This window comes from Streptomyces sp. NPDC104096 (genome assembly GCF_055584385.1).
In genome coordinates, this window is sequence record NZ_JBVJMD010000027.1 from 19,469 (window position 1) to 35,663 (window position 16,195).

15 protein-coding genes are annotated in these 16,195 nt (G+C 66.4%); 11 read left to right on the forward strand and 4 right to left on the reverse strand.

The genetic code is table 11. The features are described from left to right. Positions 1-68: 68 nt before the first annotated feature. The 3 genes from ACZ60B_RS25230 (at position 69) to ACZ60B_RS25240 (ending at position 4,699) form a co-directional block, all read left to right on the forward strand. A complete protein-coding gene (locus tag ACZ60B_RS25230) occupies positions 69-2,987 on the forward strand; it encodes a Z1 domain-containing protein (protein WP_469390749.1) in 2,919 nt (972 codons plus the stop codon). Positions 2,988-3,034: 47 nt separating this feature from the next. Further along, positions 3,035-4,009 carry a NaeI family type II restriction endonuclease gene (locus ACZ60B_RS25235; protein WP_469390621.1) on the forward strand — a complete coding sequence of 325 codons (975 nt, stop codon included), beginning with the start codon at positions 3,035-3,037 and terminating at the stop codon, positions 4,007-4,009. 171 nt (positions 4,010-4,180) lie between these two features. Continuing rightward, positions 4,181-4,699: a very short patch repair endonuclease gene (locus ACZ60B_RS25240; protein ID WP_469390624.1), complete on the forward strand. Its 519-nt coding sequence runs from the start codon at positions 4,181-4,183 to the stop codon at positions 4,697-4,699. Here the strand turns inward: ACZ60B_RS25240 and ACZ60B_RS25245 are convergent. Continuing rightward, a complete protein-coding gene (locus ACZ60B_RS25245; protein WP_469390626.1) occupies positions 4,677-4,931 on the reverse strand; it encodes a hypothetical protein in 255 nt (84 codons plus the stop codon). The two genes, ACZ60B_RS25240 and ACZ60B_RS25245, sit on opposite strands and share 23 nt — an antisense overlap. Before the next feature lie 709 nt (positions 4,932-5,640). Here ACZ60B_RS25245 and ACZ60B_RS25250 point away from each other — a divergent pair. The 3 genes from ACZ60B_RS25250 to ACZ60B_RS25260 all read left to right on the forward strand — a co-directional run bounded on the left by ACZ60B_RS25250 (position 5,641) and on the right by ACZ60B_RS25260 (position 9,592). Beyond that, positions 5,641-6,273, forward strand: a complete 633-nt coding sequence (locus tag ACZ60B_RS25250; RefSeq protein WP_469390628.1) for a hypothetical protein — start codon at positions 5,641-5,643, stop codon at positions 6,271-6,273. Positions 6,274-6,350: 77 nt separating this feature from the next. Next, positions 6,351-7,766 carry a ParB N-terminal domain-containing protein gene (locus ACZ60B_RS25255; protein WP_469390630.1) on the forward strand — a complete coding sequence of 472 codons (1,416 nt, stop codon included), beginning with the start codon at positions 6,351-6,353 and terminating at the stop codon, positions 7,764-7,766. Further along, complete coding sequence (locus ACZ60B_RS25260) at positions 7,763-9,592, forward strand: DEAD/DEAH box helicase (protein ID WP_469390632.1); 1,830 nt, start codon at positions 7,763-7,765, stop codon at positions 9,590-9,592. The genes ACZ60B_RS25255 and ACZ60B_RS25260 overlap by 4 nt, the downstream gene beginning before the upstream one ends. A gap of 64 nt (positions 9,593-9,656) precedes the next feature. On the opposite strand, the gene ACZ60B_RS25265 is transcribed toward ACZ60B_RS25260, so the two are convergent. After that, a complete protein-coding gene (locus ACZ60B_RS25265; protein WP_469390634.1) occupies positions 9,657-10,787 on the reverse strand; it encodes a DNA cytosine methyltransferase in 1,131 nt (376 codons plus the stop codon). Positions 10,788-11,145: 358 nt separating this feature from the next. Then, entirely contained in the window at positions 11,146-11,778 is a 633-nt protein-coding gene (locus ACZ60B_RS25270; RefSeq protein WP_469390636.1) for an ATP-binding protein, read from the reverse strand. Positions 11,779-11,996: 218 nt separating this feature from the next. Here ACZ60B_RS25270 and ACZ60B_RS25275 point away from each other — a divergent pair, with 218 nt between their 5' ends. The 5 genes from ACZ60B_RS25275 to ACZ60B_RS25295 all read left to right on the forward strand — a co-directional run bounded on the left by ACZ60B_RS25275 (position 11,997) and on the right by ACZ60B_RS25295 (position 14,538). Further along, the gene (locus tag ACZ60B_RS25275) at positions 11,997-12,842 is read left to right on the forward strand and encodes a helix-turn-helix domain-containing protein (protein ID WP_469390638.1); all 846 of its coding nucleotides are present in this window, start codon (positions 11,997-11,999) and stop codon (positions 12,840-12,842) included. Continuing rightward, a complete protein-coding gene (locus ACZ60B_RS25280) occupies positions 12,843-13,040 on the forward strand; it encodes a DUF397 domain-containing protein (protein WP_469390640.1) in 198 nt (65 codons plus the stop codon). A gap of 189 nt (positions 13,041-13,229) precedes the next feature. Then, entirely contained in the window at positions 13,230-13,526 is a 297-nt protein-coding gene (locus ACZ60B_RS25285; RefSeq protein WP_469390642.1) for a hypothetical protein, read from the forward strand. Positions 13,527-13,631: 105 nt separating this feature from the next. After that, positions 13,632-13,934, forward strand: coding sequence for a hypothetical protein (locus ACZ60B_RS25290; RefSeq protein WP_392610853.1), 303 nt, complete (start codon positions 13,632-13,634; stop codon positions 13,932-13,934). A gap of 154 nt (positions 13,935-14,088) precedes the next feature. Further along, the gene (locus tag ACZ60B_RS25295; protein WP_469390645.1) at positions 14,089-14,538 is read left to right on the forward strand and encodes a hypothetical protein; all 450 of its coding nucleotides are present in this window, start codon (positions 14,089-14,091) and stop codon (positions 14,536-14,538) included. 55 nt (positions 14,539-14,593) lie between these two features. Here ACZ60B_RS25295 and ACZ60B_RS25300 read toward each other — a convergent pair whose 3' ends face one another. Further along, positions 14,594-16,111, reverse strand: coding sequence for an MFS transporter (locus ACZ60B_RS25300; protein WP_469390647.1), 1,518 nt, complete (start codon positions 16,109-16,111; stop codon positions 14,594-14,596). Positions 16,112-16,195 lie beyond the last annotated feature (84 nt).

Below are 16,195 nucleotides of genomic sequence, written 5' to 3' on the forward strand. Positions count from 1 at the left end.
CCGTGACCGCCGAGAACACCCCCCTTTCCGACCGCCTCACCGACCTGCACGGCGAGGTCCTCGACGCGATGAGCCGGCGCGGCCCCAAACACTTCGCCAAACTCGCCTTCGTACTCTCCGACGCCGACGATCCGGAGGACACGGACGAGACCCGCTTCCGGGCCCGCGTCCTGGCCGCGGCCCCCGGCGACGACCTTCTCGCCCTCTGGCGCCGCAAGCTCACCGCCTGGGACTTCGAGCAGTCCCCCACCTGGTCGGCCACCGCGCCGCGCACCCCCGAGCGCCGCGCCGAGGTCCACGACAAGCTCGCGTTCGGCCCGGATCTGCGCAAGGCGCTCGACGCGGCCGTCCCGGTGCACGAAGAGGCGGGCCCGGTCACCATCAGTCGCGAGTTCCAGCCCTGGTACACCCGGGAACAGGCGGCGAACCGCTCCTTCTACTGGGCCTCGTACGAGCGTCTGCTGCGCCGCAAGGGCTGGCCCGACGTGGCGGTCTCCAGTCTGGACGAGGCCACCCACGCGGTCGTCGAGCGGCTCGCCGACCCGACCCGGGACGACGCCTACGGCGCGCGCGGACTCGTCGTCGGCTACGTGCAGTCCGGCAAGACCGCCAACTTCACCGGCGTCACCGCCAAGGCCATCGACGCGGGCTACCGGCTGGTCATCGTGCTGGGCGGCACCCTGAACCTGCTGCGCGGCCAGACCCAGCGCCGCCTCGACATGGAACTGATCGGCCAGGAGAACATCCTGGGCTCCGCCGACCCCGACGACCCGGACGCCCTGGTCGGCATCGACTACCAGGACGACGAGGACTGGCCCGCGAAGTTCGTCTCGTTCGGCGCCCGCCCGTCCGCCCTCGGCGCCTTCGACATCGAACGTCTCACCTCCCGCGACCGTGACTACATGTCCCTGGAACGCGGCATCAGCGCCCTGGAGTTCGAGAAGCCGGACCGCACCCGTCCGCTGTACGACCCGGCGAACCTGCACGCGGCCCGCGCCCGCGTCATGGTCGTGAAGAAGAACAAGTCCGTGCTGGAGAAGCTGGTCAAGGACCTCAAGAAGTTCGGTCCGATCCTCGGCGAGGTACCGGCCCTGATCATCGACGACGAGTCGGACCAGGCTTCGGTGAACACCACGGACCCGAAGAAGTGGGAGGACGGCAAGGTCACCCGCACGGCGATCAACGGCCAGATCAGCGCCCTGCTCAAGCTCCTGCCCCGCGCCCAGTACGTCGGCTACACCGCCACTCCCTTCGCCAACGTGTTCATCGACCCGGGCGACGAGGAGGACCTGTTCCCGCGCGACTTCCTGATCTCCCTCCCCCGCCCCACCGACTACATGGGCGTCCAGGACTTCCACGACCTGGACACGGTCGACGACGGCGAGGGCGCGGGCGAGGCCGAGGAGAAGCACGTCCGGGGCATCTACGACAGCACGGGCGACCGCCTCCAGGAAGCCCTGGACGCCTTCGTCCTCACGGGCGCCCTGAAGGTCTACCGCGCGGAGCACGGCGTCCCCGACGGCCCGTTCCGGCACCACACGATGCTGGTGCACGAATCGGTCCGCATGGCCGAGCACACGGCACTCGCCCTGCGCATCAACACCATGTGGCACAACGCCGCGTACACGGGCCCGGAGGGCCACGCCCGCCTGGCGGACCTCTTCGAGAGGGACTTCCGCACCCACGCGGACGGCTCCCTGCCCACTCCCACGGCGTACGCCGACCTCAAGCCGTACGTCGCCGAGGCCCGCCGTCTGATCAACCAGGGCGGCAGCCCCGTCATGGTCATCAACGGCGAGAGCGAGCGCGACTACACCCAGCCCGACCTCGACTTCGACCGCACCCCGCACGTCTGGAAGATCCTCGTCGGCGGCACCAAGCTGTCCCGTGGCTTCACGGTCGAGGGCCTGACCGTCACGTACTACCGCCGTACGACCCAGCAGGCCGACACCCTGATGCAGATGGGCCGCTGGTTCGGCTTCCGCCCCGGCTACCGGGACCTGGTACGGCTGTACATCGGCCGCGAGGAGACGCTCGGCCGCGGCCGCAGCGCCAAGACCGTCGACCTGTACGAGGCCTTCGAGGCGATCTGCCGGGACGAGGAACTCTTCCGCGCCGAGCTGGCCCGCTACGCCCCGCTGGTGGACGGCCGTCCCCAGGTCACCCCCGCCCAGATCCCGCCCCTGGTGGCCCAGCACCTGCCCTGGGTGAAGCCGTCGGCCAGGAACAAGATGTTCAACGCGGAGCTGGTGGAGGTGCGGTCGCCGGGCAAACCGATCGAGCCGGCCGCGTACCCGCAAGACGCCGTGCTGACCGCACGCAACACCGAACGCTGGAAGTCCGTCCTCGCTGCTCTCAGCGGCACCTCAGCGACCTGCGTTCTGCGGCCGGACGAGACTTCGCCCCTGCCCCGCAGCTTCCAGGCATCGACCACGGTCATCCCGCACGCTCAGCTCCTTTCCGTCCTGAGTTCGCTGGAATGGGAGGACGGCAACGTTCTCGCCCCGCACCTGACCTACTTGTCCCAGCTCGACGGCCGACTGGCCAAGGTTGACGACTGGCTGGTCATCGCTCCGCAGCGAACCCAGCGCAACCGGATCGAGGCGAACGTGCTGGGCCAGGGACCGTTCTCCCTGTTCCGTCGAAGCCGCCAGTCCGGAAAGCAGTCCTTCGGCCGTATCTCAGGCCTGGAACACCGCCTGTTCGCCCAGCAGTTGATCGAACAGCCGGACCTGGCTTCCACGGGAGACGCTTTTCCCGCACTCGGATCGACGCGCGGCGTGGTGCTCCTGTATCCCGTCGTAGAAGCCGCCCAGGACGATGAGGTCAAAGCCATTGCCACGACGGGCGCTGCGGCAACTGACCGCGTCATCATGGCGTTCACCGTGATTCCGCCGAGGGCAGCCATCGACACGAAGAAGCAGCTCGTGCGCTTCCAGACCAAGGACTCCACTCGTCCGGACGCGGTTATCGTCAACGCGGACTGAGGCACGAGGGCTCTGCGCGCAGCGGATCACTCACCAACGGGGAGAAGATGCTTCCTTTCGAAGAGGCCGACATCCAGGCCGCCATTTCGGTAGCTCTACCGAACTTGGCGGCCGGGGTGGACCCTGAACTGGACCGGGTCTACGACCGCATCAAGGCGTACGACCCTACGGGCCGGCGGTTCGCCAGGGTCCTCCGTGACACCATCGACCAGCTGCTCAACGGCGAGGTGACCGGACGCTACGACTGGAAGACGCTCTTCAAGACCGAGAAGACCCACGCGGGAACTCTCGTGGAGATCAATCTCCAGCGGGAGTTCAGGTTCGCCGACGGCGACGCCATGGACTACCAGATCGACGGCGTCGACGTGGACTGCAAGTACTCCCAGCAGTTCGGCGGCTGGATGATTCCGCCCGAGGCGATGGACCACCTCTGTCTGCTGGCTTGGGCGGATGACTACAAGTCCCTCTGGAGCATCGGGCTTGTCCGGATACGTCACGAGTGGCTGAACACGGGGAACAACCGAGACCTCAAGCTCACGATCAAGGCTGAACACCGGGACAAGATCCGGTGGTTGTGGCGCGACGAGCCTCTCCCCGAGAACGTGCTCCTCCACATGGACGCGGCGGACCGGGAGGCAGTGTTCGCCTCTGGCTCGGGCCAGCAACGCTTGAACGAACTCTTCCGGCGTGCCCAGCGGCGGCGCATCGGCCGCAACGTGGTCCGCACGGTGGCCCAGCAGAAGGACTACATGAAGCGAGTCCGCGGCAACGGCGGCAGCCGGTCGGCACTGAGGCCAGAGGGCATCCTCATCATGGGCGACTACACCAGCCACCGCGAGATCGCCGGCCAGCTGGGCCTTCCTCTGCCGGAGGAGGGCGAATTCGTCAGCGCCCGGGTGGCCCCGTCCGGGCCCCGGCATGGGGATGCCCCGCGAGTCTCCCTGGACGGGGAGGAATGGGTCCTCGCCCAGCCCGGCGACCTGGTTGTGCCGGCACCGGCTCTTCCTTCACACACCAAATGACACCGGGCTGACGCTGAACACGCCTTCCGCATTCGCCTGACGCAGTACCCTATAAGCGGAAATAAAGACTGATCGATCACAAAGCGCACACCGTTAGATTCTTCACGTACTCAGGCCCCGGCGCGCCCGGAACATTGCCGCCAACTCTGCTCGGCTGGTAACTCACTACCGATGACTACTCCCACCCCAGAACCCGATCCCTCCCAGCCCGCCTGGGTGCCGCCCGAGGGCTCGTGGGCGTCGTCCGCCGCGCGTCGCCGCAACATGCAGGCGATCCGGAGCCGGGACACCACTCCGGAGCGTCTTGTCCGTCGACTGGTGCACGCTCGGGGACTGCGGTACCGGGTGGCGGCCCGCCCGCTGTCAGATCTCCGCCGCACCGCCGACATGGTCTTCCGGCCGGCGAAGGTAGCCGTCTTCATAGACGGGTGCTACTGGCACGGCTGCCCCGAGCATTACGTCCCTCCAAAGACCAACCCCGGCTACTGGTCCGACAAAGTGGCCCGGAATATGGCCCGGGACCGCGATACGGATGAGCGCCTTCGGCAAGCCGGCTGGCTCGTCTTGCGCTTCTGGGAACACGAGTCAGCGGAAGCGTGCAGCGAGGCGATCTGCCTCGCCGTGACAACCAGACGCCAGGCTTCTCCGACCAGTCGGCAGGGGACCTCTACCGGGCAAGCGACATCTTGAGCACTCGCTGGGCCATGCCGCTGTCTTCGACCTTCAAGAACTCATAGGCGATCTCGGCGAGCTGCCGCCCACTGCGCCCACTCTGTGCATACCTGAGAATCACATCCGCTTCGGAACGCAGCCCGCTCGCCCTGCACGCGACCACGGCCTGAGCGACCTCTGCCGAGTCGCCGGCCACCCCGACATGCCGCAGGACGCCGGCAACATCCTCGGCTCTTCTGGTCTGCTTCATGCCCAACAAGGTCACTGTCGTAGGCCAGTGGACTTGGCCGTGTTGCCGGTCCCCCTGCGCCAAGGGGACCGGCAACACAGGTTCCTGGCAACTCACACACAGAGGCGCCGGCGGCTCGCACGCCTTCGCACGGAGATCCTCAAGTTCCTCCCAGGCAATTGGCAGGGGAACCGCGCTCGCCCTCGCGATGGACTCCGCCAAGTCGTAGAGCGCGCGGATCACCTCTCGTCTGGGCCTGCGTATGCGCCCGCTGAGCAGCTCCGAGAGCGCGCTCGCTGAAGCGTCACAGCCGCTGCTGCGCCTGATCAGCTCCTCATGCGTTCGCCTCAACGACATTCCAATCACCGACATCAGACCGCGCAGTGCCTCGGCAAGGGCCCTGCACTCATCCGGAATTTCGTCATCCAGTTCTCTGAAGTGACCCGGTCGCGACATGCCAGCTCCTTCTGCCCTCACCGTGCTGAGAGGCAACAGCATTTGACAACAGTGTGCCGCTTCCCGTCGACAACTGCCGCCTCTTCTTTGTCCGGATGCCCATCCGGACACTCACTCACTTCCGTTTCCGACTGACTTGATGTTCTGTTGGCTTCAGCGGGTCACTGTCAGGCACCAACCGTTCTGACATGCAGTCGGGCTGACCCCATCAGGCTCTGCGAGGTGGCAGATGAGCACGGCCTTGCCTTCATGGCAGGACAGCAAACTGGGCACGATGAAGCGCGCCGCACTCTGGCTCGTCCAGGTGGTCGGCGAAGGGAACGTCTTCACCAAGTCACAGCTACGTGAGGCCTTTCCTGATGTGGCACAGATCGACCGGCGAATGCGCGACCTCCGCGACTTCGGGTGGAAAATCGACACCAAGCGCGAGGACTTCAACCTCGACGCCAATGAACAGCGGTATGTCCAGCGCGGCGAGCCCGTCTGGGAACCGGGCCGTGGCACCCGGCCCAAGAGCGCGATCACGGTGAACCAGCGTCGCGAGCTGCTGGCCGCCTACAACCATAAGTGCAGTTCTTGCGGTGCCACCCCCGGAGACACGTACGCCGACTCGGACGTCACGGCCCAGCTCGACGTAGCCAGGCGTGAAGTCCTGCACGCGGACGGCACCAGAGCTCTCCAGTACGTCATCGAGTGCAACCGCTGTCGTGTCGGTGGCATCGGTTCTACGTACGACGTGCCGGCGCTGCTCTCCGAGGCCACGTCGCTCCCCTCCCTCGAGCTCGACATCCTGAAGACCTGGGTCAAGCAGGACGCCCGGACGTTCAGCGCCGCCGAAGAACTCTGGGCGAAGTACCGTGCACTGCCGGCTGAGGCACGCGACGCCTTCCGTGAGGGCCTGAACTAAACGCTCGCAGGGGGCGGACCAGGTGTCGGCACGCCCCCCTTCGTTCCCCAAGCTCACCCCAGTTACGAGAGGTACCCATGCCGACGGACTTTGGCGTCCCGCCGACCGCGGAGAAGAACCGCGCCCTGGTCGAGCAGCGGCTTCAGGACGCGCGCGCAGGCGACGCGGTGCCGGAGACGCTCCGCGTGGAGTTCCGGGGCCGCCCGATCCACGTCGAGGTCATCGACATGCCAGTGGATCATCTCTACTACAACCCCGCGACGCACAGAGTCAGTGCGCAGCGCGCGCACGACCCCTTGCAGGAACAGGAACTGGCGAAGGACACATGGTCCGACGCAGGGCAGAGGTATCTGCACCATCTGCTGATGGCGAAGCCTTCTGACCCGCACCAGCGCGATCCGGATTTCAGCAAGCTGATGGAGAGTCTTCGCGATCACCGTCAGAACGAGCCGGGGCTCATCTCCCGTGAGGGTGTACTCGTCAACGGGAACACCCGCCGTGCGGCGCTCAAGGAACTGGGCGTCGAGATCATCCGCGTAGGCGTGCTGCCGGCCAGCTGCACCTGGGACGACATCCGTTCAGTCGAACTGTCGCTGCAGCTCAGGCCTGATCGCCGACGTGAGTACTCCTACATCAATCGCCTCATGGCCGTTGAGGAGCAGATCCAGCTGGGGCTTCCGCTTCCCGCCATCTCCAAGCTGTTCCACACGTCGACACCAGCGCTGGAACGGGACACCTGGGTCCTCGGGCAGTTGCGTGATTTGGTAAAGCGCAGCGAGCACGACCGGATCAAGCTGCGCCTTATGGACTTCGAGGACGCCCAGGAGCGCTTCGCTGAGCTGTATCGGGCCTACGTGAAGGAGAAGGCGAACAGCAAGGAAAAGGCAGACACGCTTCTTGAGTACCGGCTTGCAGCCATCGTTCTCGATATCGCCAAGACTGACATCCGGGCCATCCGTGCCGACTTCCGCGAGAAGTTTCTAGAGCATCGCCTGCCTGAGGAATCCCGGGCTGTGGCACCGGAGCCGCCAAAGGCGGTTTCCATCCCGGGCCTCAATCGTTCCGTCCCCGCCCCAAGTTCCGCGGCGGTCCAGGCACGCGCCCTCACTGACGCGCTCCTCCGGGCGAAGGCCACGCAGAAGTCCCCAGCCGTCGCGACTCCCGAGGCGATCACGGACGCCAACCGCTCCGTGACCCTTCTGAGGGAAGCATTCGGCGAATCGATCCGGGCCGCTGTTGATGAGAACCGCAAGCAGAAGAAGCGGCTTGCCGCTCCCGACCGGGTCGTCGCCGCAGTGGACGATCTCCAGCAGTGCGTTACTGACCTGGTGATGGCCCGTGGCAACAACAGCTTGGACGAGGGCGCCTTCGACGACGCTCTGATCGCGCTCCAGCAAGCCTTGACGAAGGTGTCCGCTGAGGCCGCAAAGACCATTCAGCTGCCAGGAGAGGGCCTGTCTTGGCTGCGTGAAGCCGTGGCGGGCCAGCGGTGACACACTCGGACAGCCCGTCTCTGCGCATCGCGTTCGACGTCACGCGAACGCGGGCGGTGCTGCGTGCCAGGCCAGGCCTGGAAAGAGACTTCGGCATGCTGGCCACGCGGGTAACTCCGGGTGGCCAGCTGGGCCCGCTGACGTCGGATACCGACCTGGACAGCTTCCTCTCCGTCATCGGCGAACTGGCAGGCTGGCCCCACTCCGACGTCGAGTGGGAACCGGAGCTGGCCAGCCTGGTGACTGGTGTTCTCGATGACTCCGAGACCGTGCAAACCAAGCTGGACTCGCTGTCTGCCGACGCCCCGTCGGTGCCGACCGCGCCAGAAGGCATCCACACCCTGCTCAGCGCAGGCTGGCAAGCGGACCTGACTTCATTCCAGCTGCGTGATATCGGGGAGTTGCTGTCCCTGGGTCATGGTGCGAACTTCAGTGTTCCCGGCGCCGGCAAGACCCGCACGGCACTGGCCGTGTTCAGCGCCCTGCGAGAGCGGGGCGAAGTCCGGCGTCTGCTCGTCGTCTGCCCTAAAGCAGCGTATGAATCCTGGCGTTTCGAAGGTGACGTCTGCTTCAAGGAACCGCTGCAAGTCTCCGTGATGGACAACGGATCCCTGGATCCAGAAGCTGATGTCGTCCTGGTCAACTACGAGCGGCTGTCCAGCTCCGTCAGCCGGCTGTCAGAGTGGCTGCGTACAGCCCCGGCTATGTTCGTGCTCGATGAGGCGCATCGGATGAAACTCGGAGCGCGTGGCACGTACGGCGCTGCCTGTCTCTCGCTCGGGCCACTGGCCCGCCGGCGTCTCATCCTCACTGGGACGCCAGCCCCAAACAGCGCCCGGGACCTGGAGAACCTGCTCTCGTTCGTCTGGCCGGGGCGTGGTAAACAGCTCGTAGTCGAGGCTGTCGGCGGCGGCGACCTCGCTTACGCCAGCCGGGCCCTGCGTCCGCTGTTCACCCGGACGACGAAGAAGGAACTGGGGCTCCCGCCCTTCGAACCCGTGGTCCGATACGTCGACCTTCCCCCACTGCACCGCGAGTTGTACAAGGCACTCAAAGGGCAGCCATCCGCTCGCCGTGGTGATCTGGCTTCTCTCGGCAAGGCGGCGATGCGCATGCTGATGGCCGCCATCAGCCCGGCGCTGCTGGCCCCGAGTGACAGCCCCTACGATCCGCTCGCCTTCCAGCTGCCCGCACTCGACATCCCTGACAGCGACTCATTGCATACGTTGCTCCAGCGGCTTCCTCGGCATGAGCTCTCACCGAAGTACGCCGAAACTGTTCGGATCGTCGCCAGGAACGCGCAGGCCGACCGCAAGACACTGGTGTGGACTGGGTTCATCAGAAGCCAGAAAACCCTGGAGGAGCTGCTGGCACCGCATGCCCCGGCTTCTGTTTACGGCGCTACTTCGGGCCAGGAGCGGGAAGCTGAGCTGAGCCGCTTTCGCGAGGACCCGTCCTGCATGGTCCTGATCTCCAATCCCGCCACCCTTGGCGAAGGCATCAGCCTTCACCAGGTTTGCCACGATGCCGTGTACGTGGACCGCGACTTCATGGCTGGCCGCTTCCTGCAGAGTCTCGACCGCATTCACCGTCTCGGACTGCCTCCGGACACCGTGACACGCGTGACGGTACTAGCGGCCCGGGGCACCATCGACGAAATCGTTGCCATGCGCCTCGAAGAGAAGCTGCACTTCCTGGGCAGCGTGCTCGACGATCCTGCGGTGCGCCAGCTCGGCGACCTCCAAGAGGAGGAGATCACGGGTATGGGCATGGACGCCGATGACATCCATGCCCTACTCGCGCACTTGAACAGCCGACTGCCCTGACGGACGGCTGAGCTGCGACGCCGCCTATGCGCGCCGCCGCTCAGCCACCCTCAGTCACCCTCAGTCACTGGCTGGCGGCGCGATTGCGGTCCGCCTTGAGCACTTCCATGATCGATTCGCCGATGGCCTGTGCGACGGGCGGCGGAAATGCATTCCCGACCTGCCGGTACTGAGCCGTCTTGCCTCCCGTGAATTCCCAGTACGTCGGGAACCCCTGGATGATCGCGGCCTGGCGAACCGTGAGCATGGGCCCCCCGGTACGGAACAGATCGCGATGCTCGGTGCCGGTCGGTTTGCCGTCCACTGGCGCGTTGGCCACGCCCAGGCCCGAGACACCCAGCTTCTCCCACGCCTTCTTAGCCCGGCTGGGACCGAGGTCAGCGCCTCCGTGCTTCTTGGAGCCGCCTACGAGCGTGGGGGCTACGCCCTTCTTAGCGCCGTCCGCCCAATCGTCGAACACCTTCTGCGCCTGGGCAGCTTGAGGTCCGTCCAAGAACGGCTTGATGCGCTCCATCATCGTCTCTTCAAGCGCATCCTTGACGGTTACCGTCTCGGCACTGGGCGCCGGAGCTTCGTACTTCAGGTCCTTGAGGACGTCTTTCCGGAAGGCGACAAGGATGGAGCGCGGCCGAAGCTGCGGAACACCGAACTCCGCCGCCTCGTAAACCTTCCACCCCACGACCTCGTAGCCTGGCCGTCCGTCCTCGTCGGGCTCCATCTCCTCAAGGCTGGCCTGGATCCGCGACCGGTAGTCGTCGAACTTGGGGTCCATGAGTCCACGGACGTTCTCGATCATCACTGCGCGAGGGCGGATGAGTTCGGCCAGCTCCAGGATGCGCGGAAAGAGATCACGCTCATCGTCTTCACCGAGCTGCTTGCCAGCGTGGGAGAAAGGCGGGCACGGCACACCCCCGGCAAGCAGGTCGACCTCACCCCGCTTGTAGAGACCGGCACTCTTCACCAGGTCACGCGCGGGATCGAACTCCACCACGTCCTGGCAGAGAACATCGCAGTTGGCGCGCTCCCAGTCCCACTTCGGGTGCACCTCGATGTTCTCGCGCAGGGTCGCCGCCGCGTACTTGTCGATCTCGACGAGAGCAAGATGCCTGAAACCGGCCATGTGCAGCCCGATCGCTTGTCCGCCAGCGCCAGCGCAGATCTCGATCGACGTGTAGCCCCGGTCAGTCCCGGTCATGGCCCCTCCTCTTGCACGAATACCAGTGACGCCTCATACGGCAGCCATCACAGAGGGTGACACGACCCACTGACATTGCGACTCGACACGGCGGCACACACCAGTGTGCGGCATCCCCTGCACCACCTTAGTCATCAGCTACAAGCTTTTCGAACGTTCATACGATGCCGCTGAGGCGGAAATCTGAGACGCGGAGCAGCGCCCTGAAGCGCCGCTCCCCCCACAGCGCCAGCCCCAAGGCGGGCGACAACGCGGCAGTCCATGCCGAGAGCGGCAACTGAGGCGTGAAGTGGTGACCGACTTCACGACGGCAGCCGCTCACGGAGACGCATAAGGGAGGCCACTCAAACGCTGCCCGCTAGGCAGCTTCGGCTTCGTAATGCATCTGAGCGCGATCGAGGACATCGTCCGGGTCGAGTCCGCGAGCGGCAGTCCAGTGGAGCAGATCGGCGATCAGTTCCACAGCGGTTTCCTCAAGCCCGACATCCCGCCCGTTCACGCGCAGCGGAGCACCACGGCTGATCCCCTGATAGCCCTCCAGCGCCGTAACTGCGCGCTCGATGCGTCGGCACGTCCGGCCTGAGCCGATCCAGATCTCGCACCAGACCGCCTTCCCCACCGCGGTCAGCACAGTGCCCCAGTCCACCGCCAGGGCCGCGAGCATGTGCAGACCGCGGCCGCACTCCGCCTCACAGTCGGGCGTTCCCGGTGACGGCACAGCCCGGCTCTTGTCATGCACTTCGAGACGCAACCGCTCCCCGCGCCATTCAAGGACCAGAGTGGCTGATGAACCCTCGCCGACATGCTTGACGACGTTCGTCGCCAGCTCAGTGACGAGCAGTTCCGCTTCGCCAGCGGCAACGGGCACACCCCATCTGCTCAGCTGTGCCGCCGTGGCCCTCCGAAGCAAACGCACTTCCGCCGGCGCCGCCTCAAAGGGCAGGACACAACGGAGTCGAGGTCGAGGTTCAGTGACTTCGCAGCCAGACATAGGCCGCTCCTCCCTCACGCGCCACGCACGTGCTGCGCCTGCCGTATCCGTACGACTGCACTGCGTAGCGATCCGTGAGTGAGCATCGCATAGAGAACTCTCTCTGCGTAACTTCTCATCGGAATCTATCGGGTGAATCCGGTAGTGAAGCCGCGTACGGGCTGCCTAGCCTGACGGGGAGCGCCGGACCCACCGTCCGGCCACGGCAAAGGAGCCGCATGCCCGAACGGATCACCACCCGGCGTCGGCAACTAGGCGCGATGATGCGCAAATTGCGCGCTCGCGCGGGGCTGACCCTTGAGGAGGCCGGGCAGCTCGTCGGCGTCTCGAAAGCGACGGTCAGCCGGTACGAGACTCAGTCAGGACCGGTCAAGTGGCTTGTTATCGATGGGTTGTGCCGAGCGTACGGATCAACAGAGCTCGAGCGCACGGCCATTGTTGGGCTGGCAAGGGACGCGAAGCAGCAAGGCTGGTGGAGCTCCTTCGCTGATTCCATCCCGGAGAGCATGAACCTGCTGCTCACACTTGAGGACGAGGCCGTACGCGAGAGTCATTTCGCCTGTGTCTACGTCCCCGGTCTCCTTCAGACACGCGCGTACAGCACAGCGCTACAGAGGGCCAACGAAGTCCCTTTGGCACCAGCGGAAATCGAGCGTCTGGTCGACATCCGCATGAAACGGCAGCAGATTCTCGACCGGCCGAAGCCTCTCCGCTTGTGGGCGATCCTCGACGAATCTGTGATCCGCCGCGTCGTCGGGTCACCCCGGATCATGCAGGAACAGTTGGACCGCTTGCTGGAAGCGAACGAGTCCCCGCACATCACTCTTCAGGTGCTGCCCTTCGCCAAAGGCGCCCACGCGGCAGCGCTGGGAAGCTTTGTCATCATCGGCGGCTCCGAACCAGCCCTTGATGTGGTGTACGTCGACTTCCACACCGGCTCGCTCTTCCTGGAGAAGGACGAGGAGCTAAGCCGATACAGACTTGCGTTCGAGTACCTCCAGGCGCAAGCGTTGGACATGGAGGCCTCCTCCGCCATGATCCATCGCGCTCGCAAGGAGCTGTGAATGTCGGCCAGTCCTGAGCCCGTCTCCGAATCCGCCTGGTTCAAGTCGTCGTACAGCGGCGGCAACGCCACCGAATGCGTGGAGACGGCGTTCGTAGCATCCGGCGTCCATGTGCGGGACTCCAAGCGGCCCGACGGTCCTCGTATAGCTGTGTCGGCCTCGGCGTGGCGTCACTTTCTGGCTGCCTCCGCAAGGTGACAGTGTCGCCAGTTCCCCAGCTCGTCGTTCCAGCCATCACCACGCGCCCGCCCCGTGCTGCATGTCGGCAACCTGCCTTTCCCCTGCGGACGTTGAGTACCGCCGGTGAGGTCCGGGAGACAAACGCGGCAAGCTCTGATCCGTCGCAAAGGACAGTCGACCGCATGATCAAGGAGGTCTGGAGAGCGGATGGTGAGCGCGCAGAATCCGCAAGCGTCCGCACCTGCCATGCCATTGAGGACCCTCGGCGAGCTCCGAGCCGCACTCCGGGCCGGGCATGGCTTTCCCGGTGACCGGGAGTCCTTCGATGCGGATCTTCAGTATGCGCTGAATACGTCGACGGAGACGGACCTGAGCGCGGTCGCCGCGGTGATCGTCGACTATCGGGGAAGGATCCGCCTCCGTCAGGACCCCAAGTTCGAACTTGCGGTCCAGGAGGGCATCGACCTCTCGATCCGGCTGAAGCGGGAGTACCGGAACCAGTGAAGGGCGTGGCCTGGGACAGCCATGCGACCGAGCCCCGCACCAGGGGGCAAGTCCGTCGCGCTGAGCCAGGACGTTAGCCTCAGGGGGACAAATGAGGAGGTAATCATGGCGAAGGTTCCCAGTGCGGTGGTGGCTGCGGGTGGGCTCGTCGGTGGGTACGGGGTTGCCCGGTGGACGAAGAAGCGGCAGCTCGGTGGGGCCGTGCTGGCCGTGGCCGGGGTCGCTGCCGCCCGGCAGTGGCGGGAGCAGGCCGGCGGGGCGGCCGCGGGTGCGCTGACCGCCGCGTACGTCGCCGCGTTCGCCGGGTCCCACCCGCTGGCCAAGAAGGTGGGCGCCTGGCCCGCCGTGTTCGGGGTGGCGGGGGCCGTCGCCCTGGCGTCCTGGGCCGTCGCCGACCGGCAGGCGTGACCCCGCAACGACGACACCGGGAGCGGCCGCGGGCCGTCCTCGCCTCGACGTCGTACGGCCGACAGCGGCCGTACGGCAGGTGGTGGCGAGAATCCGTTGGTCCATGGCACTCCTGCCACTTCTGTACCGGTGGGCCGCCGCCTACCGTCGGGGCGTGAACAAGTTCCTTCTCGCCGTCCATGTCCTTGCCGCGATCGTCGCGATCGGGCCCGTGACCGTCGCCGCCAGCATGTTCCCGCCCGCCGCGCGCCGGGCGCTGGCCGCGCCGGACGATCTCCGGGCGGTGGAGACCGTACGGCTGCTGCACCGGATATGCCGGGTGTACGCCGTCGTCGGTGTCGTCGTTCCCGTGTTCGGGTTCGCCACGGCGAGCAACATGGGCGTGCTCGGTGACGGCTGGCTGATCGCCTCCATCGTGCTGACCGCGCTGGCCGCGCTCGTGCTGGCCGTGCTGGTGCTGCCCCGGCAGGAGGTGCTCGCCGAAGGGGGCGGGACGGCCGGGGCGACCGTGCGGCTCGCCATGTTCACCGGGATGTTCAATCTGCTCTGGGCGGCCGTGACGGTGCTGATGATCGTCCGGCCCGGGTCAACGACCGGGGTCTGATCCACGTCCTGGAGGTCCGGTCAAAAGCCGGAAACGGTCCGGGGCGCGGTGAGCGCTACGCCGACTTCACGTGCGGCCCCTTCGTGCCGCGGGGCTTCGCCGCCGCCGTGCGGGCCTTGTCCGCCACCGCCGTCAGCGGGCGGGCGATGTCCTCCAGCGAGCGGCGTTCGGCGTTCACCGCCAGGAACGCCGCCACCAGGCCCGCCGCGCACATCAGGGCCGCGCCGATCTGGAAGGCGAGGACCGTGTCGGCGACCTTGCCGGTGCTGGTCAGGTCCGCGAAGAGCAGGGGGCCGCTGATGCCGCCGGCGGCCGTGCCGAGGGCGTAGAAGAAGGCGATGGACATGGCCCTGGTCTCCATCGGGAAGATCTCGGAGACGGTCAGGTAGGCGCTGGAGGCGCCTGCCGAGGCGAAGAACAGCACCGCGCACCAGCACGCCGTCATCGTCGTCGCGGTCAGGGAGCCCCGGTCGAACAGCCACGCCGTGCCGAAGAGGAGGAGGCCGGAGAGGAGATAGGTTCCCGAGATCATGACTCGGCGGCCCACCGTGTCGAACAGCTTGCCCAGCAGCAGCGGGCCGCAGAAGTTGCCGACCGCTATGACCGCGAAGTAGTAACCGGTGTTGCCGCTCGGCACTTTGAAGAACGTCGTCAGGATCGCGCCGAAGCCGAAGGTGATCGCGTTGTACAGGAACGCCTGGCCGATGAAGAGCGAGAAGCCCAGGACCGAGCGCTTGCGGTAGTCGGCGAACAGCGTGCGGGCGATCTCCGCGAAGCTCACGCTGCTGCGCTGGTGGATGGTGATCTCGCCTTCCGGGCGCGCGAGTCGCTCGCCCTTCTGCGTCTCCACCTTCTCCTCGATCGACGTGACGAGCTCCTCCGCCTCCCGGTCCCTGCCGTGGATCAGCAGCCACCGCGGGCTCTCCGGGACGTGACGTCGTACGAGCAGGATGACCAGCGCGAGCACCGCGCCCAGGGCGAAGGTCAGGCGCCAGCCGAGATCGGCCGGGAAGATGTCCGTGTCCAGCGCCACGATCGACAGCAGCGAACCGCCCACCGCGCCCAGCCAGAAGCTGCCGTTGATGATCAGGTCGACGCGGCCGCGGAACCTCGCGGGGATCAGCTCGTCGATCGCGGAGTTGATCGCCGCGTACTCGCCGCCGATGCCGAAACCGGTCAGGAAGCGGAAGGTGAAGAACCACCAGGGGGAGAAGGAGACCGCGGTGAGGGCGGTGGCGGCCAGGTAGACGGCGAGGGTGATCATGAAGAGCCGCTTACGGCCCCATTTGTCGGTCAGCCGGCCCCAGAACAGCGCGCCCACGCACGCGCCGGCCACGTACAGCGCTGCCGCGATGCCCGTGATCTGGCCCGAGCTGATCGGCAGACCGCTGCCCGGCTCCGAGAGACGGCTGGCGATGTTGCCGACGACCGTGACCTCCAGGCCGTCGAGGATCCACACCGTGCCGAGGCCGATGACGATCGTCCAGTGCCAGCGCGACCACGGCAGGCGGTCCAGGCGGGCGGGAATGTTGGTGGTGACGGTACGGCCGCTCGTGGCCTGCGCGGTGGTCATGCGCCCCCTCCTCGTCGTCGAGCGAGAACGCTTTCCGGGTGCCCCGGACCTGCCGGTCCACTCCCTCCGCCGAGCCGAGCCGCG

Coding starts and splice junctions, on each gene's coding strand:
- ACZ60B_RS25230 (WP_469390749.1), top strand. CDS start 69: ATGAGCCGGCGCGGCCCCAAACACTTCGCCAAACTCGCCTTCGTACTC.
- ACZ60B_RS25290 (WP_392610853.1), top strand. CDS start 13,632: ATGGCGAAGGTTCCCAGTGCGGTGGTGGCTGCGGGTGGGCTCGTCGGT.
- ACZ60B_RS25255 (WP_469390630.1), top strand. CDS start 6,351: ATGCCGACGGACTTTGGCGTCCCGCCGACCGCGGAGAAGAACCGCGCC.
- ACZ60B_RS25280 (WP_469390640.1), top strand. CDS start 12,843: ATGTCGGCCAGTCCTGAGCCCGTCTCCGAATCCGCCTGGTTCAAGTCG.
- ACZ60B_RS25240 (WP_469390624.1), top strand. CDS start 4,181: ATGACTACTCCCACCCCAGAACCCGATCCCTCCCAGCCCGCCTGGGTG.
- ACZ60B_RS25270 (WP_469390636.1), bottom strand. CDS start 11,778: ATGTCTGGCTGCGAAGTCACTGAACCTCGACCTCGACTCCGTTGTGTC.
- ACZ60B_RS25275 (WP_469390638.1), top strand. CDS start 11,997: ATGCCCGAACGGATCACCACCCGGCGTCGGCAACTAGGCGCGATGATG.
- ACZ60B_RS25245 (WP_469390626.1), bottom strand. CDS start 4,931: ATGAAGCAGACCAGAAGAGCCGAGGATGTTGCCGGCGTCCTGCGGCAT.
- ACZ60B_RS25235 (WP_469390621.1), top strand. CDS start 3,035: ATGCTTCCTTTCGAAGAGGCCGACATCCAGGCCGCCATTTCGGTAGCT.
- ACZ60B_RS25250 (WP_469390628.1), top strand. CDS start 5,641: ATGAAGCGCGCCGCACTCTGGCTCGTCCAGGTGGTCGGCGAAGGGAAC.
- ACZ60B_RS25265 (WP_469390634.1), bottom strand. CDS start 10,787: ATGACCGGGACTGACCGGGGCTACACGTCGATCGAGATCTGCGCTGGC.
- ACZ60B_RS25285 (WP_469390642.1), top strand. CDS start 13,230: ATGGTGAGCGCGCAGAATCCGCAAGCGTCCGCACCTGCCATGCCATTG.
- ACZ60B_RS25300 (WP_469390647.1), bottom strand. CDS start 16,111: ATGACCACCGCGCAGGCCACGAGCGGCCGTACCGTCACCACCAACATT.